At 63.9% G+C, this 22,790-nt stretch carries 19 protein-coding genes; 11 read left to right on the forward strand and 8 right to left on the reverse strand.

From position 1 onward, the window contains the following. The 4 genes from AC0L2M_RS04125 (at window position 1) to AC0L2M_RS04140 (ending at window position 5,245) form a co-directional block, all read left to right on the forward strand. The gene (locus tag AC0L2M_RS04125) at window positions 1-1,260 is read left to right on the forward strand and encodes a sarcosine oxidase subunit beta (protein WP_287174639.1); all 1,260 of its coding nucleotides are present in this window, start codon (window positions 1-3) and stop codon (window positions 1,258-1,260) included. Between the two features lie 88 nt (window positions 1,261-1,348). Next, a complete protein-coding gene (locus tag AC0L2M_RS04130) occupies window positions 1,349-1,645 on the forward strand; it encodes a sarcosine oxidase subunit delta (RefSeq protein WP_287174641.1) in 297 nt (98 codons plus the stop codon). Beyond that, on the forward strand, window positions 1,642-4,665 hold the full coding sequence (locus AC0L2M_RS04135; RefSeq protein ID WP_473534107.1) for a sarcosine oxidase subunit alpha: 3,024 nt from the start codon (window positions 1,642-1,644) through the stop codon (window positions 4,663-4,665). Before AC0L2M_RS04130 ends, AC0L2M_RS04135 begins: the two co-directional genes overlap by 4 nt. Then, the gene (locus tag AC0L2M_RS04140; protein WP_287174645.1) at window positions 4,658-5,245 is read left to right on the forward strand and encodes a sarcosine oxidase subunit gamma; all 588 of its coding nucleotides are present in this window, start codon (window positions 4,658-4,660) and stop codon (window positions 5,243-5,245) included. Before AC0L2M_RS04135 ends, AC0L2M_RS04140 begins: the two co-directional genes overlap by 8 nt. Before the next feature lie 37 nt (window positions 5,246-5,282). Here the strand turns inward: AC0L2M_RS04140 and AC0L2M_RS04145 are convergent, their stop codons facing one another. After that, window positions 5,283-5,987 (reverse strand): nitroreductase, encoded by a 705-nt coding sequence (locus AC0L2M_RS04145; protein WP_023798904.1) that lies wholly within the window; start codon window positions 5,985-5,987, stop codon window positions 5,283-5,285. A 305-nt stretch (window positions 5,988-6,292) separates the two neighbouring features. Here AC0L2M_RS04145 and AC0L2M_RS04150 point away from each other — a divergent pair, with 305 nt between their 5' ends. The 5 genes from AC0L2M_RS04150 to AC0L2M_RS04170 are packed head-to-tail and all read left to right on the forward strand — an operon-like array spanning window position 6,293 to window position 13,913. Next, the gene (locus tag AC0L2M_RS04150; protein WP_031254773.1) at window positions 6,293-6,880 is read left to right on the forward strand and encodes a helix-turn-helix domain-containing protein; all 588 of its coding nucleotides are present in this window, start codon (window positions 6,293-6,295) and stop codon (window positions 6,878-6,880) included. A gap of 16 nt (window positions 6,881-6,896) precedes the next feature. Next, entirely contained in the window at window positions 6,897-9,350 is a 2,454-nt protein-coding gene (locus tag AC0L2M_RS04155) for a GcvT family protein (RefSeq protein WP_473534108.1), read from the forward strand. Further along, window positions 9,347-10,246, forward strand: coding sequence for a homocysteine S-methyltransferase family protein (locus AC0L2M_RS04160; RefSeq protein ID WP_287174649.1), 900 nt, complete (start codon window positions 9,347-9,349; stop codon window positions 10,244-10,246). Before AC0L2M_RS04155 ends, AC0L2M_RS04160 begins: the two co-directional genes overlap by 4 nt. Continuing rightward, a complete protein-coding gene (locus tag AC0L2M_RS04165) occupies window positions 10,246-11,427 on the forward strand; it encodes a pyridoxal phosphate-dependent aminotransferase (RefSeq protein ID WP_473534109.1) in 1,182 nt (393 codons plus the stop codon). Before AC0L2M_RS04160 ends, AC0L2M_RS04165 begins: the two co-directional genes overlap by 1 nt. After that, complete coding sequence (locus tag AC0L2M_RS04170; protein WP_473534110.1) at window positions 11,424-13,913, forward strand: GcvT family protein; 2,490 nt, start codon at window positions 11,424-11,426, stop codon at window positions 13,911-13,913. The genes AC0L2M_RS04165 and AC0L2M_RS04170 overlap by 4 nt, the downstream gene beginning before the upstream one ends. 144 nt (window positions 13,914-14,057) lie before the next feature. On the opposite strand, the gene AC0L2M_RS04175 is transcribed toward AC0L2M_RS04170, so the two are convergent. The 7 genes from AC0L2M_RS04175 to AC0L2M_RS04205 form a co-directional block, all read right to left on the reverse strand. Beyond that, window positions 14,058-14,645: an NAD(P)H-dependent oxidoreductase gene (locus tag AC0L2M_RS04175; protein WP_287230256.1), complete on the reverse strand. Its 588-nt coding sequence runs from the start codon at window positions 14,643-14,645 to the stop codon at window positions 14,058-14,060. Continuing rightward, on the reverse strand, window positions 14,645-15,226 hold the full coding sequence (locus AC0L2M_RS04180) for an NAD(P)H-dependent oxidoreductase (RefSeq protein ID WP_287230258.1): 582 nt from the start codon (window positions 15,224-15,226) through the stop codon (window positions 14,645-14,647). The genes AC0L2M_RS04175 and AC0L2M_RS04180 overlap by 1 nt, the downstream gene beginning before the upstream one ends. A 47-nt stretch (window positions 15,227-15,273) precedes the next feature. Continuing rightward, window positions 15,274-16,674, reverse strand: a complete 1,401-nt coding sequence (locus AC0L2M_RS04185; RefSeq protein WP_473534111.1) for an FAD-binding oxidoreductase — start codon at window positions 16,672-16,674, stop codon at window positions 15,274-15,276. Further along, window positions 16,671-17,984 (reverse strand): cytosine deaminase, encoded by a 1,314-nt coding sequence (locus tag AC0L2M_RS04190; RefSeq protein ID WP_473534112.1) that lies wholly within the window; start codon window positions 17,982-17,984, stop codon window positions 16,671-16,673. Before AC0L2M_RS04190 ends, AC0L2M_RS04185 begins: the two co-directional genes overlap by 4 nt. A gap of 226 nt (window positions 17,985-18,210) precedes the next feature. After that, a complete protein-coding gene (locus tag AC0L2M_RS04195) occupies window positions 18,211-19,062 on the reverse strand; it encodes an ABC transporter permease (RefSeq protein WP_287230261.1) in 852 nt (283 codons plus the stop codon). Beyond that, window positions 19,049-19,879 carry an ABC transporter ATP-binding protein gene (locus AC0L2M_RS04200; RefSeq protein WP_287230263.1) on the reverse strand — a complete coding sequence of 277 codons (831 nt, stop codon included), beginning with the start codon at window positions 19,877-19,879 and terminating at the stop codon, window positions 19,049-19,051. The genes AC0L2M_RS04195 and AC0L2M_RS04200 overlap by 14 nt, the downstream gene beginning before the upstream one ends. A 9-nt stretch (window positions 19,880-19,888) precedes the next feature. Beyond that, complete coding sequence (locus tag AC0L2M_RS04205; RefSeq protein ID WP_287230266.1) at window positions 19,889-20,893, reverse strand: ABC transporter substrate-binding protein; 1,005 nt, start codon at window positions 20,891-20,893, stop codon at window positions 19,889-19,891. A 256-nt stretch (window positions 20,894-21,149) separates the two neighbouring features. Here AC0L2M_RS04205 and AC0L2M_RS04210 point away from each other — a divergent pair, with 256 nt between their 5' ends. Further along, window positions 21,150-21,533 (forward strand): RidA family protein, encoded by a 384-nt coding sequence (locus tag AC0L2M_RS04210; RefSeq protein WP_287230269.1) that lies wholly within the window; start codon window positions 21,150-21,152, stop codon window positions 21,531-21,533. Between the two features lie 212 nt (window positions 21,534-21,745). Next, a complete protein-coding gene (locus AC0L2M_RS04215) occupies window positions 21,746-22,549 on the forward strand; it encodes a creatininase family protein (RefSeq protein ID WP_473534113.1) in 804 nt (267 codons plus the stop codon). The last annotated feature ends 241 nt before the right edge of the window (window positions 22,550-22,790 follow it).

The raw sequence follows: 22,790 nt of genomic DNA on the forward strand, positions 1-22,790 counted from the left end.
ATGGCGGAATATTCGGCCTTCTCGCTTCTCAAAAATGCGCTGACCGGCAACAAGGACTGGAAGCCGGCCTGGCGCAAGCCGGATCCGAAGGCGTCCTACGACGTGATCGTCATCGGCGGCGGCGGCCATGGCCTGTCGACCGCCTATTATCTCGCCAAGGAGCACGGCATCACCAACGTGGCGGTGCTGGAAAAGGGCTGGCTCGGCTCCGGCAATGTCGGCCGCAACACGACAGCCGTCCGCTCCAACTACCTGCTGCCGGCCAACACGCGCTTCTACGAACATTCGATGAAGCTGTGGGAGAACCTGTCGCACGATCTCAACTACAACGTCATGTTCTCGCAGCGCGGCTGCCTCAACCTCGCGCACACGCCCGCCCAGCTCGACGATTTTGCCCGCCGCGGCAACGCCATGCGCCATCTCGGCGTCGACGCCGAACTGATGACCACGGCCGAGATCGCGCGCCTGGTGCCGGCGCTGGACGTCTCCGCCACGGCGCGCTTCCCAATCGTCGGCGGCCTAATGCAGCGGCGCGCCGGCACCGCCCGCCACGATGCCGTCGCCTGGGGCTATGCGCGCGGCGCCGACCGCCGTGGCGTCGACATCATCGAGAATTGCGAGGTCACCGGCTTCCTGCGCGACGGCGACCGCATATCAGGCGTCACGACCTCGCGCGGCGAGGTTCGCGCCAGGAAGGTGGCGGTCGCGGTGGCCGGCAGCACCGGGCAAGTCATGCGGCTCGCCGGCATCGATACGATGCCGATCGAGAGCCAGGTGCTGCAGGCCTTCGTGACGGAATCGCTGAAGCCGTTCATCAACACGGTCCTGACTTTCGGCATGGGCCATTTCTACATGTCGCAGTCGGACAAGGGCGGCCTTGTCTATGGCGGTGACCTCGACGGCTACAACAGCTACGCCCAGCGCGGCAGTTTGCCTGTTGTCGACGAGGTGATGAGCGAGATGTTGGCGCTGTTTCCGGGTCTCGCCCGGGTTCGCATGCTGCGCTCCTGGGGTGGCGTTTGCGACATGTCGATGGACGGTTCTCCCATCATCACCACCGGCCCGCTGCCGGGCATGTATCTCAACTGCGGCTGGTGCTACGGCGGCTTCAAGGCGACGCCGGCCTCCGGCTGGTGCTTTGCGTGGACCATAGCCAAGGATGAACCGCACGACATCAACGCGCCCTTCACCCTGGATCGCTTCCATCGCGGCCTGGTGATCGACGACAAGGGCCAGGGCGCGACGCCGCGGCTGCATTAAACCATGATCCCGAACCGCAGGTTGGCGTAAACAAGATTGGAAACCGGTTTTCGGCCAAGATCATGGTCAAACGAGAAGATACAATCGCATGCTGATTACCTGCCCTTATTGCGGCCCGCGCGACGTCATCGAGTTCACCTATCAGGGTGACGGCAACCGCGAGCGCCCTCAGCCTGCCTCGCAGGACCTCGATGCCTGGAACGCCTATGTCTATGACCGATTGAACCCGGCGGGTGACCACAACGAGATCTGGCAGCATTCCGGCGGCTGCCGCGCCCATCTCAGGGTCGTGCGCAACACGCTGACACACGAGATCTCCAGCGTCGCGTTCACGCGCGGCGACCACAAAGTGGCTGCCCGGCACAAGGCGGAGGCCAAGTCATGAGCCCGCGCCGCACCGATGCCGGTGGCCGGATCGACCGGCTGCGAACCATCCGGTTCACCTTCGACGGCGCGCCTTACACCGGCCATGCCGGCGACACGCTTGCCTCAGCGCTGCTGGCCAATGGCGTCACCCTGTTCGGACGCTCGTTCAAATATCACCGTCCTCGCGGGGTGCTGACAGCAGGCGTCGAGGAACCGAACGCCCTGGTGACGGTGTTGCGGGGCGAGGTTCGCGAGCCCAACATCGCCGCGACCATGGTCGAGATCCATGATGGGCTGACCGCCGTCAGCCAGAACCGCTTTCCATCGCTGGCCTGGGATGTCAGCGCCGCCAACCAGCTCGGCGGCAAGCTTCTGTCTGCCGGCTTCTATTACAAGACCTTCATGGGGCCCGCGATCGGCCCGCTGAAGAGCACGCGTTTCTGGATGTTCTGCGAGCATTTCATCCGCCGCGCCGCCGGTCTCGGCCGCGCCGGGACCGCTGCCGACACGGCGCGTTACGAGCGCATGAACGCCTTCTGCGATGTGCTGGTGGTCGGTTCCGGTCCGGCCGGACTGATGGCCGCCAGGGCAGCCGCCGATCAGGGCGCGCGTGTCATCCTCAGCGAACTCGAACCGCATTTCGGCGGCTCGGCCAACTGGTCGGGCGAAACGATCGACGGGATGCCCGGGGCCGACTGGGCAGCGCGAGCCGCCGGCCAGCTCGAAGGCTATGACAATGTCCGCCTGCTGCCACGCACCACGGTCTGGGGGTATTATGACGGCAACACGCTCGCCGCGCTTGAACGGGTTGCCGACCATAAGGAGAGGCCCGGCAAGGGCGAACCACGCCATCGCTACTGGATCATTCACGCCAAGTCGGTGGTGCTGGCCACCGGCTCCTTCGAGCGGCCGCTGGTGTTTCCGGGCAACGATCGGCCGGGAGTGATGCTGGCGCATGCCGCCGAGCGCTACGCCAACGAGTACGGCGTGCTGGCGGGCAACAGGATCGCACTGTTCACCAACAATGACAGCGCCTATCGCTCCGCCCTGGCGCTGAAGAAGGCCGGCGCGGCGATTGTCGCGATCGTCGACGTGCGGCCGGAGCTTTCGAGCGAGATGCGCGAGCTCGCCGATGAAGCGGAAGCCAAGATCCTTTTCGGTCACGCCGTGGTCGCCACCGAAGGCGGCAAGGCGCTGTCCGGCGTCAAGGTGCAGAGCTTCGACATGGCCAACGGCGCGCTTGCCGGCGAGGCGCGCAGCATTCAAGCCGACTGCCTGCTGATATCGGGAGGCTGGTCGCCGACCATCCATCTGGCCAGCCAGGCCGGCGCCAAGGCGGAATGGAATGCCGCCAGACAAGCCTTCCTGCCACCGAAGCCAACCCAGCAATGGCCAACACAGCGATGGCCAACACAGCAATGGATTGGCGCCGGCGCTTTCACCGGCAGCTTTTCCACCGCCGAGGCAATCGCCGAAGGCCGCGCCGCCGGGCTTTCGGCGGCAGGTGGAACAGGTGCGCCAACGGCCCTGCCGGTCGTCGAAGCCGCACCCGGCGGTCCCGACCCGGCCCCGGTGTTCGAGATCAGGGCCGATGGAAAAAGCTTCGTCGATTTCCAGCACGACGTGACGGCGGAGGATGTACGGCTGGCGCATCGCGAAGGCTTTGTCTCGGTCGAGCATTTGAAGCGCTACACCACGCTCGGCATGGCGACCGACCAGGGCAAGAGCTCCAACATACCCGGCCTCGCCATCATGGCCGAGGCGCTGGGCAAGCCGATTCCCGAAGTCGGCACGACACGCTTTCGCCCACCTTTTTCGGCCGTGTCGATCGGCTCACTGGCCGCGGAGCGTTTCGGCGACTTGAGGCCCGAACGACTGACGCCGATGCATGACTGGCACGTCGCCAACGGCGCGACCATGTATTCAGCCGGCCTCTGGTATCGCCCGATGATTTATGGCCATCCCGGCGAGACGATCGAGCAGGCCTATGTGCGCGAAGCCAGGGCGACGCGGGAGAGCGCCGGCATCGTCGATGTCTCGACGCTGGGCAAGATCGCCGTGCAGGGCCCGGACGCGGCGGAATTCCTCGACCGGGTTTACACCAACATGTTCTCGACATTGGCCGTCGGCAAGGCCCGCTACGGGCTGATGCTGCGCGAGGACGGCCTCGCCTTCGACGACGGCACGACGTGGCGGCTCGGCGAACAGGACTTCCTGATGACCACCACCACCGCCAATGCCGGCAAGGTGATGCAGCATCTAGAGTATTTCCTCGACGTCATCTGGCCGGAGTTGAAGGTCCATGTCACCTCGGTGACCGACGAATGGGCGGGTGCGGCGATCGGCGGGCCTAGGGCGAGAGAGATCCTTGCTGCTTGCGTCACCGGCACCGCCGTCGACAACGCAACCCTGCCTTTCATGGGCATCGTGCACGGCAAGATATCAGGCGTGCCGGTGATGATCTGCCGGCTTTCCTTCTCCGGCGAAATGGCCTTCGAAGTCTACTCCGGCGCCGGCTACGGCGCACTTGTCTGGGAAGCCTTGATCGAAGCCGGCAAGCCGTTCGGACTGGTGACCTACGGGCTTGAGGCGCTTGGCACGTTGCGCATCGAGAAAGGCCACGTCACCGGCGCCGAGATCGACGGCCGCACCACCGCACGCGACCTGCATCTCGACTGGATGCTGTCCAGGAAGAAGCCCTTCATCGGCTCGGCGATGATGGATCGCGAGGGCCTGATCGCGCCTGGCCGCCTGGAACTCGTCGGCCTGATTTCGCTGGACAACCAGCCGCTCAACGGCGGCGCGCACATCGTCGAAGCGCTTGACGAAGCCAATCCGCACGATTCCATCGGCCACATCACCGCTTGCTGTTATTCGCCGTCGCTCGGCAAGTACATCGCGCTCGCTCTGGTCAAGGACGGCAAGGCACGGCGCGGCACGCGCGCCCATATCTCCGATCCTCTGCGCAACCGGTTCGGCCCGGTCGAGATCGTCTCCAACCACTTCTTTGATCCGGACGGGAGCCGCATGCATGGTTGAGCGCCAATCCCCGCTTGAGCTGGAGCTGCGCACCGGCTCGCATGGCGATTTCGAACACGGCATCGAGGTCATCCTATCCGAAACCAGGCCGGGATCGATCCTGCAGCTCGCTGCCTGGCCGGGCCAGCAGAAGGCGTTGATAGCAGGCATTCGCACCGTTACCGGCCTTGCGCTGCCCGATGGCGCCGGCGCCGGCAGCACCGACGGCGTGAGGTCGGTGTTCGGTTTTGCGCCGGGAAAATTCACCGTGGTCGACGAGGCCGAGGGCCTGGCATCGGCCTTTGCCAATGTCGTCACCCCTGATATCGGCACGGTGACTGACCTGTCGCATGGCCGCACCGCGATCCGCATCGCCGGACCGAGGGCCGAATGGGTGCTGGCAAAGTTCTTCGCCATCGACTTCGCGCTGCCGGCCTTCCCGGTCGGTGCCGGCCGCTCGACCATGCATCATGACGTCTTCGCCCAGATCCAGCGCACCGGCGCCGACCAGTTCGACATCTATGTGTTCCGCTCGTTTGCGCGCTCGTTCTGGAAGGCGCTCTGTCACGCCAGCGAGGAAGTCGGCTACGAAGTGCAGTAGACCGACGCGGCGCGTCGTCACCACGCTTGGCGTCACCTCAACTGGCGAACGTCACCCACTCTTCCAGCGGCGCGCGGTCGGTGCGGAACGCGTTTTCGGGCTTGGATGTGTCCTCACGGCCAAGCGCCATGCCACAGACGACGATCTCCTCGTCGGGAATGTTGAGCACCGGCCTGATCTGCTTGTGATAGGGTGCAAAGGCCGCCTGCGGGCAGGTGTGCAGACCCCTGCCCCGAGCCGCCACCATGATGTTCTGCAGGAACATGCCGTAATCGATCCACGAGCCCTTGTTCAGCCGCCGGTCAACGGTGAAGATCATGCCGACCGGTGCGTCGAAGAAGACGAAGTTGCGGTCGTGCTGCGCGCGCATCCTGTCGACCTCACGCCGGCCAATGCCGAGCACGCTGTAGAGGCCGAAGCCGTTGGCTCGCCGCCGGGTCAGATAGGGCTCGAAGAACTGGTCGGGATAGTAGCGATACTCGTCCCACTCGGCCTTTTCGGCACGGATGCCGGAGTTGAGGATGGCGTCGGTGATCCGTTGCTTGACCTCGCCCCTGGTCACGTAGACCCGCCAGGGCTGCATGTTGGTGCCCGAAGGCGCCCGCGCGGCAACGGCGAGTATGGCGCGGATCGTCTCGTCGTCGACCATGTCGGGCAGGAACGCCCGCACCGAACGGCGCGACGTGATCGCCTCGTCGACGATCGCCGCGCCATCCGTAATCTTAGTCCTGTTTTCCAGCATGGGCGTCCCTTTGCGCGTGCCACGGAAACCGGAATCGATTCCGGAAAGGATACATGCGCCGTCTAGAAATGAGAGAGCACCATTGCGGTCCAATTTGACGCATGGCGCTCTAACGCAAGCCTCGACCGGACGCCCTCACTGGCCGTTCGAGGCCAAGCCTTTGCCTGAACCGTCAAAACGGCGCAAGCAAATCTTGTGGCCCTCATGAAAATTCTCTTGATTTTTTCACGAACCTGACCCCTGATGATATTTGCCCTCAATTTTTCACCAATTTCACCAGACAGATTTTTACCGAGAAAAAAGCTTTGACCTCAACCGCCGTCAGATCGGAGCAGGAAAACCGCGAACGGCTGCTGGCCGGCGATATCAGGGCGCTGCGCAGGGCGCGCGGGCTGACGCTTGCCGAGACCGGCCTGAAGCTCGGCCGCTCGGTCGGCTGGGTCAGTCAGGTCGAGCGCGGCCTGTCGATACCGTCGCTTAGCGATCTCAGAGGCTTCGCGGAATTGTTCGGCGTGCCGGTCAGCCTGTTCTTCAGCCACGACGTGCCCGTCGAGAACGAGCGCGGCGTGGTCGTCCGCGCCGGCAGCCGCCGCACGCTTGGCACAAGCGATTCCGGCCTGGTGGAGGAGCTTCTTTCGCCCGATCTCGGCGGTAGCTTCGAGATGCTGCGTTCGGTCTTCGCGCCGGGTGCTGAACTGAAGACCGAAGCCCGCCGGCCGACGGAGGAAGCCGGATATGTCGCTTCCGGCAGCTTCGACATCGAGATATCAGGCGTCTGGCACCGGCTTGGCGAAGGCGACTCCTTTCGCTTCGACGGCAAGCCGTTCCGCTGGCGCAATCCCGGTGCGGAGCCGGCGGTGGTCATCTGGGTGGTTTCGCCACCTGTCTACTAGAGGTCTGGAGAAGAATATGGCCGGTTTGCCGACCACGGCACGTGTGGTGATCATCGGAGGCGGTGTCGTGGGTGCGTCGGCGCTCTACCATCTCGCAAAGGCGGGCTGGACCGACTGCGTGCTCCTCGAAAAGAACGAGCTCACCTCCGGCTCAACCTGGCATGCGGCCGGCAACGTGCCGACCTTCTCCTCGTCATGGTCGCTGATGAACATGCAGCGCTATTCGACCGAGCTCTATCGCGGGCTGGCCGACGCGGTTGGCTATCCCATGAACTACCATGTCACCGGCTCGCTCAGGCTGGCCCATACAGCCCAGCGCATGCAGGAGTTTCAGCGCGCCAAGGGCATGGGCCGCTACCAGGGCATGGACATCGATGTGGTCGGGCTCGACGAGATCAAGCGCCGCTACCCGTTCATCGAAACGCATGAATTGAAGGGCGCGCTCTACGATCCGAGCGACGGCGACATCGACCCGGCGCAGTTGACCCAGGCGCTGGCCAAGGGCGCCCGCGACCTGGGTGCGAAGATCATTCGCTTCTGTCCGGTCACCGGCGTGCGCCGCGACAAGGACGAGTGGGTGGTCGAGACCGCTCAGGGCGAGATCCGCTGCGAGATCGTCGTCAACGCCGCCGGCTACCGTGCGGCCGAAGTCGGCAGGATGTTCGACCGCGACGTGCCGATGATGGTGATGAGCCATCAATATATCCTCTTCGAGGAAATCCCCGAACTGGCCGCGTGGTCTAAGGAGCAGGGCAAGAAACTGCCGCTGCTGCGCGACGTCGACACCTCCTATTATCTGCGCCAGGAAAAGAACGGCATGAATCTCGGCCCCTATGAGCGCAATTGCCGTGCGCATTGGGTCGGCCACAACGATCCGATGCCAGACGATTTTTCGTTCCAGCTGTTCCCCGACGATCTCGACCGGCTCGAGGACTATATGGCCGATGCCGTCGCCCGGGTGCCGATTCTCGGCACCGCCGGCCTGTCCAAGGTCATCAACGGTCCGATCCCCTACGCGCCGGACGGCAACCCGCTGATCGGCCCGATGCCCGGCGTGCCGAACGCCTTCGAGGCCTGCGTCTTCACCTTCGGCATCGCCCAGGGCGGCGGCGCCGGCAAGGTGCTGGCCGAATGGGTGACTGAAGGCCAAACCGAATGGGACATGTGGTCCTGCGATCCGCGGCGCTTCACCAGCTTTGCCTCGGCCCCGGATTACTGCGTCGCCAAGGGCATGGAAATCTACGGCAACGAATACGCCATCCAGTTCCCGCGCCATGCCTGGCCGGCAGGCCGCGACCGCAAACTGTCGCCGATCCATGATCGCATCAAGGCGCTCGGCGCTTGCTTCGACGCCTATAATGGCTGGGAGCGCGCCACCTGGTACGCGCAGGCCGGCGACGACGTCTCGGAAACCGCGACGCTGACCTTCCGCCGCGACGGGCCGTGGCAGCATCGCGTGCGCGAAGAATGCCTTGCCGTGCGCGATGCCGCCGGCATTTTGGACCTGCCCGGGTTCTCCCGCTTCAATCTCGACGGTCCGGGCGCGGCCGACTGGTTGAGCCAACAGATCACCGGCCTGGTGCCGAAACCCGGCCGCATCGGCCTCGTCTATTTTGCCGACGACAAGGGCCGCATCGTCACAGAAATGTCTGCCGTTCGCCACGACGAGAATTTGATGACGCTGATCACCGCCGCGGTGGCGCAATGGCACGATTTTGAATGGCTGAAATGGCGCATGCCGAAGGACGCCTCGTTCAGGCTGGTCGACCGGACCGAGGAATACGCAACGCAGATCCTCGCCGGGCCCAATTCGCGAAAAATCCTCGCCGATATCTGCGCCGCCGACCTTGCTCTGCCCTGGCTGACCCACCAGGAGACGACAATTGCCGGCCGTTGGGCAAGGCTGTTGCGTGTGTCCTTCGCCGGCGAACTCGGCTGGGAAATCCACACCAGGATCGACGACACCGCCACCGTGTTCGACGCCGTCTGGGCGGCTGGGCAGAAGCATGGCCTGAAACCGTTTGGCATGTACGCGCTGGATTCATTGCGGCTTGAAAAATCCTATCGCGCTTGGAAAGGCGACCTGTCGACCGACTATTCAATCCTGCAGGGTGGGCTGGAGCGTTTCGTCAAATGGGACAAGCCGGATTTCCGTGGCAAGGCGGCGCTGCAAAACGAGAAGCAGCAGGGCGTGAAGAAGCGCTTTGTCACGCTGGTCGTCGAAAACCCCGGCGACTGCGACGCGCCAACCATGTCGACGCTGTGGCATGACGGCCGGATCGTCGGCGAGACGACGTCCGGCGGCTGGGGTCATCGGATCGACAAGTCGATCGCCCTCGGCGTGCTGCGCGCCGACCTGACTGAGCCGGGAACTGCGGTCGAGGTCGAGATCTTCGGCGAGCGCTTCAAGGCGGTCGTGCAGAAGGACGAACCGCTGTGGGATCCAAACAACGAGAGGTTGCGCGCATGAATTCAGTCATTCTCACCGACGGCGGCATGGGCCAGGAACTGGTCCGCCGCAGCAGCTCCGATCCCACCCCGCTATGGTCGGCCAGGGTGCTGATCGACGAACCGGACCTGGTGCGCGACCTGCATGCGGAGTTCATTCGGGCCGGCGCCCGCGTCATCACCATCAACACCTATTCCGCAACCCCCGAGCGGCTGGCGCGCGAGGGCGCGGAAGAGCTGTTCAAGCCGCTGCAGCAGCGCGGCATAGAACTGGCAAGGCAAGCGCGCGACCAGGCCGGCGACGCGGCAATCGCCGGCTGCCTGTCGCCGCTGTTCGGCAGCTACGCACCGGCCCTGACGATATCCTTCGAGGATACGCTCGACATCTACCGCCGCATCGTTGCCGAGCAGGCCGACGGTGTCGATCTGTTCCTGTGCGAGACCATGGCGTCGGCCGAGGAGGCGCGCGCGGCTGTCACCGCCGCGTCGGAAAGCGGCAAGCCGGTGTGGGTGTCGTGGACGCTCGCGGATCACGGCGCGCCGCGGCTGCGCAGCGGCGAAACCATAGCGGCGGCAGCAAGAGCTCTCGACGGCCTGCCGGTCGCAGCCAGGCTGATCAATTGCTGCCGGCCCGAAGCCATTGCTGCAGCGCTGCCCGAACTGATCGCTCTCGGCGGGCCGGTTGGCGCCTATGCCAACGGCTTCACCTCGGTCGAGGCGCTCAAGCATGGCGGAACGGTGGAAGTGCTGCACGCCCGCCACGACCTCGATCCGGATGCCTATGCCGACCAGGCAGTCGGCTGGGTCGAGGCCGGCGCCGACATCGTCGGCGGCTGCTGCGAAGTCGGGCCGCCTCATATCGCGGCCCTGCGCGTCCGGCTCGAACAGGCCGGCTACGAAATTTCGGGAGTAGCATAATGCCCAGACCGTCATCGCGCATTTCCGGCATCGTGCCTTCCGGCAAGGACGGCTGGGAGGTCCATTTCGCCGCCTGGACGCGCAAGCAGGCCGGCGAGGACATCATCATGCTGTCGGTCGGCGACCATGATTTCGACACGCCGACGCAGACGATCGAAGCCTGCGTGACCGCGGTTCGCGCCAGCAATCACCACTATACCCCGCTTGCCGGCATTCCGCGCCTGCGCCAGGCCATGGCGGCGGCCTCGACCGCCTGCACCGGCGTTACGACCAACCCCGACCAGGTCATCGCCACACCGGGCGGGCAGGCGGCACTTTACGCGGCGGTGCAGGCCGTTCTCGACCAGGGCGACCATGCCATTGTGGTGGCGCCCTATTACGCGACCTACCCAAACACCTTCAGTGCGGCGGGCGCCGATTTCACCGTGGTCGAGACACCCGCCGAGGATGGTTTCCAGCCGCGCGCCGCCGACATTCGCGCAGCACTTCGGCCGAACACCCGCGCCATCCTGATCAACACGCCGAACAACCCGACGGGTGCCGTCTATTCGCGCCAGCGGCTGGAAGAGCTGGCGCAGATCTGCCGGGAGCATGACCTCTGGCTGCTGTCGGACGAGGTCTATTGGACGCTGGGCGGCGGCGAGCACGTCTCGCCGCGTTCACTGCCAGGCATGGCGGAACGCACGCTGGTCATCAATTCCATGTCGAAGAGCCACGGCATGACCGGCTGGCGGATGGGCTGGCTGAGCGGGCCCGAACAGATGATCTCGCTGCTGACCAACCTCAATCTGGTGACCACCTACGGCCTGCCGGCGTTCATCAGCCTCGCTTGCGCCGAGGCGCTGGAAAACGGCTACGGCGTCAAGGAGATCGCCGAACGCTATGCCGCACGGCGCAGCGTCGTCCTCGATGCCATGCGCGGCATGAACAACATCACCGTGCGCGGCTCCGAAGGCGGCATGTATGTCATGCTCGATATCTCGGCTCTCGAGCCGGACGACGAGAAATTCGCCTGGGCTCTGCTCGACAAGGAAAAGGTCGGCGTGATGCCCGGCTCGAGCTTCGGCAAGGCCGCCGCCGGCCATATTCGCGTCAGCCTCTGCCAGCCCGAGGCGGTGCTTCTGGAAGCAACCCTTCGCTTGCGCCGCTTCGCGTCCAGCTACCGCCGCGAGGCCGCATGAGCGCCCTGCCCCAGAAAACCATTCTGGCCAAAACCAATCCGCCCAAAACCATTCCTCCCAAGGCGAGGGCCGTCATCATCGGCGGCGGCGTCTCCGGCTGCTCGGTCGCCTATCATCTGGCCAAGCTCGGCTGGACCGACATCGTGCTGCTCGAGCGCAAGCAGCTGACATCGGGCACGACATGGCACGCCGCCGGCCTGATCGGCCAGTTGCGCGGTTCGCAGAACATGACGCGGCTGGCGAAATATTCGGCCGACCTCTATGTCAAGCTGGAGGCCGAGACCGATGTCGGCACCGGCATGCGCCAGGTCGGTTCGATCACCGTGGCGCTGACCGAGGAACGCAAGCACGAGATTTATAGGCAGGCGTCGCTCGCCCGCGCGTTCGATATCGACGTGCGCGAGATTTCGCCAAACGAAGTCAAGCAGATGTACCCGCATCTTAATGTTTCCGATGTGGTCGGCGCCGTGCATCTGCCGCTCGACGGCCAATGCGACCCGGCCAATATCGCCATGGCGCTGGCCAAGGGTGCGCGCCAGCGCGGTGCGACGATCGTCGAGAATGTGAAGGTCACCAAGGTTCACACGAGGAATGGCTGCGTCACCGGCGTTTCCTGGATGCGGGGCGACGAGCAAGGCATGATCGAGGCCGATGTCGTCGTCAATTGCGCCGGGATGTGGGCACGCGAGCTTGGCGCCCAGAACGGCGTCAGCATCCCGCTGCATGCCTGCGAGCATTTTTATCTCGTCACCGAACCGATCCCCGGCCTGACCCGGCTGCCCGTGCTGCGCGTGCCGGACGAGTGCGCCTACTACAAGGAAGATGCCGGCAAGATGATGCTCGGCGCCTTCGAGCCGGTGGCCAAGCCGTGGGGCATGGACGGCATAAGCGAAGATTTCTGCTTCGACCAGTTGCCCGAGGATTTCGAACATTTCGAGCCGATCCTCGAAATGGGCGTCAACCGCATGCCGATGCTGGCCAGCGCCGGCATCCACACTTTCTTCAACGGCCCCGAGAGTTTTACGCCTGATGATCGCTATTATCTCGGCGAGGCGCCGGAGCTTTCCGGCTACTGGATGGCGACCGGCTACAACTCCATCGGCATTGTCTCCTCAGGCGGTGCCGGCATGGCGCTGGCGCAATGGATCAACGATGGCGAAGCACCCTTCGATCTGTGGGAGGTCGACATCCGCCGCGCCCAGCCGTTCCAGAAGAACCGCCGCTATCTCAGAGAGCGCGTCTCCGAGACGCTCGGACTGCTCTATGCCGACCATTTTCCCTACCGGCAGATGGCGACCTCTCGGAACGTCAGGCGCTCCCCGCTCCATGAACATCTGAAGGCACGCGGCGCGGTGTTCGGCGAGGTTGCCGGCTGGGAGCGGGCCAACTGGTTCGCGCGTGAGGACCAGGAGCGCGAGTACCGCTATTCCTGGAAACGGCAGAACTGGTTCGACAACCAGCGCGACGAACATCTGGCCGTCCGAAACGGCGTCGGCCTGTTCGACATGACCTCGTTCGGCAAGATCCGTGTCGAGGGCCGCGATGCCTGCGCCTTCCTGCAGAGGCTTTGCGCCAACGACATGGAGGTGGCGCCGGGCAAGATCGTCTACACCCAGATGCTCAACCAGCGCGGCGGCATCGAGAGCGATCTCACCGTCTCGCGGCTGTCTGAAACCGTGTTCTTCCTCGTCGTGCCGGGCGCCACGCTACAGCGTGATCTCGCCTGGTTGAAAAAACATCTCGCCGATGAATTCGTCGTCATCACCGATGTCACCGCGGCCGAGGCCGTGCTCTGCCTGATGGGCCCGGATTCGAGGCAGCTCATTCAAAAGCTGAGCCCGAACGATTTCTCCAACGAAACCAATCCGTTCGGAACGTTTCAGGAGATTGAAATCGGCATGGGGCTGGCCCGCGCCCATCGCGTCACCTATGTCGGCGAGCTCGGCTGGGAGCTTTATGTCTCGACCGACCAGGCCGCACACGTGTTCGAGGCGATCGCTGAGGCCGGCGCCGATGTCGGCCTAAAACTTTGCGGCCTGCACACGCTGGATTCCTGCCGCATCGAAAAGGCCTTCCGGCATTTCGGCCACGACATCACCGACGAGGACAATGTGCTGGAGGCAGGCCTTGGATTCGCAGTGAAGACTGCCAAGGGCGATTTTCTTGGCCGCGATGCCGTGCTGAGGAAGAAGGAAACCGGATTGAACCGGCGGCTGGTGCAATTCCGCCTGAAAGACACGCAACCCTTGCTCTTCCACAACGAAGCGATCCTGCGCGACGGCAAGATTGTCGGCCCGGTCACCTCGGGCAATTACGGCCATCATCTCGGCGGCGCCGTCGGCCTCGGCTACGTGCCTTGCCAGGGCGAGAGCGAGGCGGATGTGCTGTCGTCTTCCTACGAGATCGAGATCGCCGGCGAGCGCTTCGCCGCGGAAGCGTCGCTGAAGCCGATGTATGATCCGAAGGCGGAAAGGGTGCGGATGTAGCCCTTTTTCCTTCGCCCCGTTTACGGGGAGAAGGGGGCCCGAAGGGCCGGATGAAGGGGCGGCACAAGTCTTGCAAGGTTCACGCTGCCCCTCATCTGCCTGCCGGCATCTCTCCCCGTGAACGGGGAGAAGGACGCTCATCTCTCAAAACCGCTCCAGTTTCGCCCGCACTTTCGCAAGGAAAGCAGCCCGGCTCCCGGGTGTCGACGCATCCATCAGGTAGTGCGCCAGAAAGAACGTCCTGCAGCGGGTGGCGCAGAGCGCCCGCATGCCGCGCAGGATTGTCTTGCGTCCCGGCTGGCCGACGACGACGCTCCACCAGGTCGGTGCGCCGCAGGTCGTGATCACCCCGATCTTCGTCACATGCCTCACCAGTGAATGGATCCGTCCCTTGCCGGCCGGCAGTCGGAAGGCGACGTCGGTCGCCCACACCCGGTCGAGCCAGCCCTTCAGCATTGCCGGCAGCCCGTACCACCATGTCGGATAGACGAAGAGGATTGCCTGGGCCCAGTTGAGATTTTCGATATGCGACTTGAGCGCCGGATCCTGCGGGGCGTGCTCGTTATAGAAGCGTCGCTCGTCGCAGCCCATGACCGGATCGAAATTTTCCGCATAGAGGTCGAGCAGCCGCACCTCCCAGCCTCTCGCCTTCAGCACCTCGATGGCACTATCCCGGATCGCGGCGCAAAAGCTTTCCGGGACCGGATGGCAATAAACCACCAGGACCCGCATCAGAAGGCATCCATGCTGGCGGCGACTTTCGCCGTGAATCTGTTCCGCGTTTCATCGGTCGACAGGTTCATCGAATAATGCGCGAGATAGGACACGGAGGCACCTGGCTCGACGGTGGCGCGCAACACGCGCTTGACCAGCTTGCGCGGCGGGTCGCCCATCAGCATGGCGTGGAACCGGCTGCCGCCATAGGTGGTGACCGCCGACAGCTTGCGGATGTTGTGCAGCGACGGCTGCACCTTGCCATTGGCCAGCTTGAACGAGACGCCGGGCAGGAAGACGCGGTCGAAAAAGCCTTTCAGGATCGCCGGATAGCCGTAGTTCCACACCGGAAACGACAGCACCAGCGCCTCTGCCCGCAGCAGGCGCTCGACATAGGGCGCTGCCGGATCACCGGCGCCGCGCTCGTCGTGATAACCGAGCCGCTCGGCCCGTGTCAGCCGCGGGTCGAAATCCTCGGCATAGAGATCGCAGTCGTCGACGGTGTGACCGGCGGCCGTCAGCCGCTCGACGATCGTCCGGTGCAGACCGGCGTTGAAGCTGGTTTCGACCGGGTGGGCATAGAGCACGAGGATTTTCACCGAAGACCTCGCAGGTCAGCGCGACAGCGCCACACGCTCGTCATCGTTCACTCCGCCTTCTGCAGCCCCTTGAACAGGAACGACTTGCCCGAGCGATAGTCGTAGTCAGGGTTCTCCCAGGCGATCATCTTGCCGGGATTGAGCAGCCCTTGCGGATCGGTCTCGCGCTTGAAGGCGAGCTGCACCTCGTCCGTCTGCTTCATGCCGCCCTCTTCCAGCGTGTAGCGGTGCGGATTGAAGACCCAGCAGCCATTGTCTTCATGGATGCGGATGATCTCGTCGAGCCGCTCCGCCGTGGTGAAGCGGACCAGCGGCAGTCCAGCGACGCCGATCGCGCCGTCGAAGCGGATGAATTCGAGATGAACCGGCACCTCGTCGCCGAAGCGGTCGATCATCGCCTTGACGTAAGCGAGGTGATCCGGCGAGGGATAGCGGGTCTGCAGATAGGTAATATCAGGGTCGACCCTGATGGCGCGCAGCGTCGTGTGGTTCCAGGTTAGCTCATAGGCCGGCGGCAAGCCCTTGAGATCGGCCTCCTTGTCGGCGCGGAAGACGATCTCGCCCTTGCTGCGCGCCGTGAGGGCAACAAAGGCGTCCATCGCCTGCGGCGCGATCATGCAGACGACGATGCTTTGCTCGCGCCGGAAGAATTTCTGGTGCCGCTTGAAATAGTCGTAGGGGATCGGAGCGGCGATCGGCGTGATCAGCTTCGCCAGGATGCCGTCCTGGATGGCGAGATCGTTGCCGAAGCCGGCCGCATCCATGAAATCGTCGAAGCCGACGATGACATCGATCCAGTCATAAGCAGCGGTCAGCGGCATCTCGACCTCGGTGATGATGCCGTTGGTGCCGTAGGCATGCATCACCTTCAGCACCTCCTCACCGGCAAGATCCATGATGCGAGGCTCCGCCTCCATCGTCACGGTCCTGAGCCGGATGACGTTGCCGAGGTCGCGCAGCCCGCCCCAGCGGATCGAGCCGATGCCGCCCGAGCCGCCGGCAACGAAACCGCCGATCGAAGCGGTGTTATAGGTCGATGGCGACATCCGAAGCTCCTGGCCGGAATGCGCGCGCGTCGCCCTGTCGATGTCGGCGAGGACGGCACCGGGACCGGTCACGACGCGGCCAGGCGCGATCGTCTTGACTGCGTTCATCTCGGCGAGATTGAGCACGACGCCGCCGGACAAGGGCATCGCCTGACCGTAATTGCCGGTGCCGCTGCCGCGCGGCGTCACCGGAATGCCATGCCGGTGGCACGCGGCAAGCACGCGGATCACCTCGTCCTCGGTCTTTGGCGTCACGATCAGGTCGCCGGTGACATGGTCGAGCTGTTGCTTCAGCACCGGGCTGTACCAGTAAAAATCGCGGCTCTTCTGCTGGACGATCGCCGGATGGTCGTCGATCTTCAGACCGTCGAGATCGCGTTTGATCGCAGCCAGGTCCATCATCGCACCATCAGATCGTCGAGTTCGGCATAGTCGGGCAATTGGCGCTCGATGGCGCGGCCATCACGCACCACGATGCGATCCGATTCGGGCCGCGACAGCAATTCCGTCCAGCTCCGCCCCCTGAAGACGACGAAGTCGGCACCACCGCCGGCGGCAAGCGTGCCGAACCCGTCGAGCCGCATCACCCTGGCCGGCGTCGAAGTCACCGCTTGCGGCCAGTCGCCGACCGGGTGATCGAAATGCAGGATACGCGTCGCCATGCGATAGACCTCCAGCATGTCGAGATCGCCATAGGCGTAGAACGGATCGCGGGTGTTGTCGGAGGCGACGGCGACGGGAATGCCGCGCGCCTTCATCTCGTGCAGCAGCGTCACGCCGCGCCAGCGCGGCGTGGTGTTGTCGCCGCGCCGGTCCTGCAAATAGAGATTGCACATCGGCAGCGACACCACGGCAAGCCTCGCCTTCGCCATCTTGTCCAGCGTGTCGAGCACGTCGAGATCGGGCTGGCGTGCCAGCGAGCAGCAGTGGCCGACGAGGATGTTTCCCTCAAACCCGTTCCACAGCGCCGCCTCGGCGATCTTCTTCAGCGAGATCGCCGAGATGTCGTCGGTCTCATCGGCATGGAAATCGAGGTCGAGGCCATGCTTGATCGCCTGCGCGAAAACCCGATCGAGAAGTTCTTCCAGATCCGGCAGCATATAGGTGACGACGCCAAGCACGCCGTTGGCCGCAGCGACGCGTTTGGCCAGGCTTTCGAACCATTTCTTGTCGCGCACGCCTTCGATGCCGAGCAGGCAGGCGGCCTGCAGCTCGATGCGGCCACGCCATTTCTCCCGTACCGTCTCGAACACCGGCCAGGAGATCTCCTCCTGCGGTGCGACGCTGTCGAGATGGGTGCGCAAAGCCCTGGTGCCGTGCGCGTAGGCGCAGCGCAGCGAAAAATCCATGCGGCGAGCGACGTCCTCGGCGCTCCAGCGGGCAGCACGGTCGGCGCCGGTGGCGTTCAGCGCACCCATGAAGGTGCCGTCCGGATTGGGTTTTCGAGGCCAGATATGGCCTTTGTCGATATGGGTGTGGCAGTCGACGAAGCACGGCATGACGATACGGCCGCCGAGGTCGACGGCGCCTGCGGGTGTGTTGGACCGGCGATTCGCGACGATGCTGGCAATCCTGCCGTCGGCGACGGCGATGTCGGCGAGTGCAAAGCCGTCGCTGTCATAGGCAGCGGCAAGGTCCGGCGTCAAAGATGAATGAAGCCGGACGTTGGAAAGTACGAATTGGCCGGTTTCGGGAATAATTTCTGAGGTCATCGCTGCCCCTCATCTGCCTGCCGGCATCTTCTCCCCGTGAACGGGGAGAAGGGGGCTGACGGCAGCCTTGACGCTCGTTCTGCGACGCTGGTGGTTGGCGAAACCGCCGATGAAAGCGCCCGTCTCCCCGTCTCTATACGGGGAGAAGTGCCCGGCAGGGTGATGAGGGGCAGCGCCAACGACGAAAAGGACGCCAGGCAGTTTTTGCCTTGAGCACACAACACCATCATCGCTCCTGCTTCAGCGCACTCTCGTGCCAGCGTCGCAGGATCAGGTGCGAGATCAGCGACAGCACCAGGAAGATCAAAATGCCGGTGAACGAGATCAGAATCAGCGCCGCAAACAGCCGCGGTGCGTTGAGCCGGTAACCGGCCTCGATGATGCGCGAAGCCAGCCCCGACGACTGTCCCTGGGCCCCGGCGACGAACTCCGCCACCACCGCGCCGATCAGCGACAGGCCGCCGGCGATCTTCAGCCCGCCGAGGAAATACGGCATCGCCGCCGGCAGGCGCAGATAGCGCAATTGCTGCCAGCGGGTTGCGCCGTTGAGCTTGAACATGTCGCGCAGGTTGCGGTCGACGGAGTTGAGGCCGAGCGTCGTGTTGGACAGAATCGGGAAGAAGGCGACGATCCAGGCACACAGCAGAAGCTTCGTCGTCTGGTTGTCGACATAGATGTTGATCAGCGGGAAGATCGCGACGATCGGCGTCACCTGCAGCACGATCGCAAACGGGAAGAACGACATCTCGACCCATTTCGATTGCGTAAACAGCACCGCCAGCCCGACACCGCCGATGACGGCCAGAAGCAGGCTGAGAAAGGTGATCCTGAGCGTCACCAGCAGCGAGGAGAACAGCAGCCCGGCATCGTCGAACAGCGTTTGCAGCACCACAGCGGGGCGCGGCAGGATATATTTCGGGATGTCGTTCCAGACGCAGATGCGGTCCCACAGCCAGATCGCCAGGACCATGATCGCCAGCGGCAGCAGCCATCGGCCGATCCGCTCGAGCCGCTCCTGGCGCACGCGACGCGCCTCCTCTGGATCCAGGTTTACGGCAGTATGATCAATGGCCGTCATGATGCGGTCCGGCGGTTGAGTTGATGGCGCCGATCAGCACATCGGACGCCTGGCGGCAGAGCGCGGCATAGGCGGGCGAGGTGCGGAAGGCTTCGTTGCGCGGATAGGACGCATCGATGGCGAGTTCTTTGAAGACCCTGCCCGGCCGCGCCGCCATGACGACGACGCGGCTGGAGAGGAAAACGCTTTCGAAGACGCTGTGGGTGACGAAGACGACGGTAAAACGCTCGTCCTGCCACAGTTCCAGAAGATCGTTGTTGAGCTTGAAGCGGGTGATCTCGTCCAATGCCGCAAATGGCTCGTCCATCAAAAGCACGCGCGGCTTGGTCACCATGGCGCGGGCGATCGAGACGCGCATCTTCATGCCGCCGGACAATTCGCGCGGCACGGCTTTCTCGAAGCCGGTCAGATGAACCCGCGCCAGCATCTCCATCACGACAGGCGCAGCCTTGGCCCGCGACATGCCCTTCAGCCTGAGCGGCAGCCAGACATTGTCGAAGACGTCGGCCCACGGCAGCAGCGTCGGTTCCTGGAAGACGAAGCCGATGTCAGAGCGATCGGCAGCGCTGCTGCCGCGCCAGTCGAGCAGGCCGGAGGTCGGCGTTGCAAGACCGGCGATGAGGCGCAAGGCCGTCGACTTGCCACAGCCGGACGGGCCGAGAAGGCTGAGGAAGTCGCCTTCCCGGATCGCCAGGTCGACGTCGCTGAGCGCTGTCACGCCGTTGGAAAAGACCTTGCCGACGCCGCGCAGCGCCAGCAGCATCGGACCTTTGCCCGATGCGCTTGCCGGCGCTTGCGCCACTTTCTCCTGCATCATGCCCGGGTGCTATTTCTTCAGCTCGATCCCGACGCCCTTGTTGACGAAGGCCAGTGTGTAGGACTTTTTGATGTCGACGTCGGCCGGCACGACCTTGGCCTTGACCATCTTGTCGTAGAAGCTCTGGATGCGCGCGTCGGTCATCGCGCCGATGCCGAGTTTTTCCGTATCGCCGGAATCGACGATGCCGAATTTCTTCATCTGCTCGATCGAGAACGCGATCTGCTCGTCGCTGATGTCGGGGTTGTCCTTCTTGATCGCCGCGTTGGCGGCAGCGTTGTCGCCGTAGAGATAGTTGTACCAGCCCTTGGCCGAGCCATCGACGAAGCACTGAACCACCTCCGGCCGCTTGTCGATCGTCGCCTGCATGGTCTCGATCGTCGTCGCATAGGTGTCGAAGCCGTAGTCGGCGAGCAGGAACAGATTGGGCTGGAAGCCGCCTTCCTTGGCGACGGCGAAGGGCTCCGAGGTCACGTAGCCTTGCTGGATCGACTTCGGATTGGCGATGAAAGGTGCGGGGTTGAACGTATAGGGCACGCGCTTGGCCGGATCGAAGCCGAACTCCGTGATCATCCACTGGAAGTAGCTCTGTGCACCTTCGTCGCCAATAATGTACTGGTCCGCATTCTTCAGATCCTCCCATCTGTCGAGCCCCTGACCCGGATGGCTCATGATCACCTGCGGCTCTTTCTGGAACGAGGCGGCGACGACGCGCAGCGGAATCTCCTGCTGCACCGCATCGAAGGCCTGCAGCATGTTGCCGCCCATGTAGAAGTCGATCTTGCCGGCAAGCAGCAGCGGCCGGCCGCTGACCTGCGGTCCACCTTGCATGATCGTCACGTCGAGCCCGCAGGCGGCATAGGTGCCATCAGCCACCGCCTGATAATAGCCGCCGTGCTCGGCCTGGGCGAGCCAGTTGGTGCCGAAGGTGATCTTCTCGTTTGCTGCCGCGTTCAGCGTGCTTGCGGCAAGCAGCACGATCGCGCCAGCCGAAATCTTGAGTTTTCCGTCCATTCACACCACCCTCAGTTGACTCCGGCGCGCCGCGCGCCGGGCTCGACACCATCGATCGAAGAAGCAAGACACATGCCATCGCCCGGAGCGCCCGCCTTGCGCAACAGTGGGGCGCGAAAGCCGGACTGGTCATGCCGTACCGGGGGCATCGTGCCTATTTTTTGAACGCCTGTCCATAATCGCCCTGATAGTATGCACTGCATCTTGAAGGCTCGCCTGATCCGGCTTTACGCTGGCAGTCAGACCGGAGATTTTCATGTTCAAATTCCTGACGCCGAAGTCGATCAAGCCGCCCTTTGCCCGCTACAGCCATGGCGTCGAGGTGCCGCCCGGCAAGCGGCTGGTGCTGTGTTCTGGCCAGGTCGCCATCACTGTGGACGATCAGATCCCGGAGGATGCCGGCGCGCAGGCCGAGCTCTGTTTTCAAAACATCGCAGCGATTCTCGGCGACGCCGGGCTTGGACTTTCCGACATCGTGCGCATCAACGCCTATGTCACCGATCGCGTCTTTCTGAAACCCTATATGGACGTTCGCGATCGCCTGTTCACCAGCCCGGCGCCGGCATCGACGCTAATGATCGTGTCCGGCTTCGCGCGGCCGGAATTCAAGGTCGAGATCGAGGTCGTCGCGGCAGGGTGAGGAGCCGGCTGGAATCGACAGGCCGTTGATCTCCAGTTACACGACAAAGGCTGGTGCTGCCCCTCATCCGCCTGCCGGCACCTTCTCCCCGTATAGTGACGGGGAGAAGGGAAGCGCTCCAACGCTGGCGCCCCCCTCTCCCCGTCTCTATACGGGGGGAGGGTACGGGTGAGGGGCAGCGCCAACGCCGCCAGTTTGCTCGAGGTTTCAAAATGACCGTTGCAACGAAACGCGTGTGGTGGGGCGACTATCGGACCACAGAATACGCCACCATCGACCCGGAGGCGACAATCGCAGTTCTGCCGGTGGCGGCGATCGAACAGCACGGGCCGCATCTGCCGGTTTCGACTGACACCTCGATCATGAACGGCATGCTCGAAACGGTGATCGCGCGCCTGCCTGGCGATCTCGACATCCGCATCCTGCCGGTCCAGGCGGTGGGCAAGTCGAACGAGCACCTGCATGCGCCGGGAACCCTTACATTGCCGGCGGCGACCTTGATCGAGGGCTGGACCGAGCTTGGCCTGTCGGTCGCACGGGCCGGGTTAAGGAAGCTGATCGTCGTCAACTCGCATGGCGGCAACGAGGAGATCATGGGCATCATGACGCGAGAATTGCGCGTGCGGGCAAAGATGCTGGCGGTGAAGACGAGTTGGCAGCGCTTTGGCCGGCCGGCCGGCTTGTACACCGAGCTTGAGGATAGCCACGGCATCCATGGCGGCGATGTCGAGACCTCGCTGATGCTGCATTTCCGGCCGGATCTCGTCGACATGGCAAAGGCCGACAATTTCGTGTCCAACGTCGCCCGCGCCGAAAAGCAATTTTCGCTGCTGCGCCACACCGGAACGCACGCCTTCGCCTGGATCGCCACCGATCTCAACCCGAACGGCGTGGTCGGCGACGCCAGCATTGCGACGGCCGAAAAGGGCCGGCTGACCGCCAACCATCAAGCCGACGGTTTCATCAGCCTGTTGAAGGACGTGCGCAAGGCCAAGCTTGCAGATTGGCTGGCCTAGGAGGCTTTTCGCCAGCGCCGCGCCGCCCCTCACCTGCCTGCCGGCATCCTCTCCCCGTAAACGGGGCGAGGGCGCCCTCATCAATGTTTTCGCCAATCGCCGGCATTGCAAAAAAGGCGCCAGCGCTGCGGCCAGCCCCTTCTCCCCGTCACTATACGGGGAGAAGATGCCGGCAGGCAGATGAGGGGCAGCGCCGACGTCGCCAATACCTGCAGCGATCAAAGCACGAGTAGGTTGCTTG

The organism is Mesorhizobium sp. WSM4806, assembly GCF_055811635.1.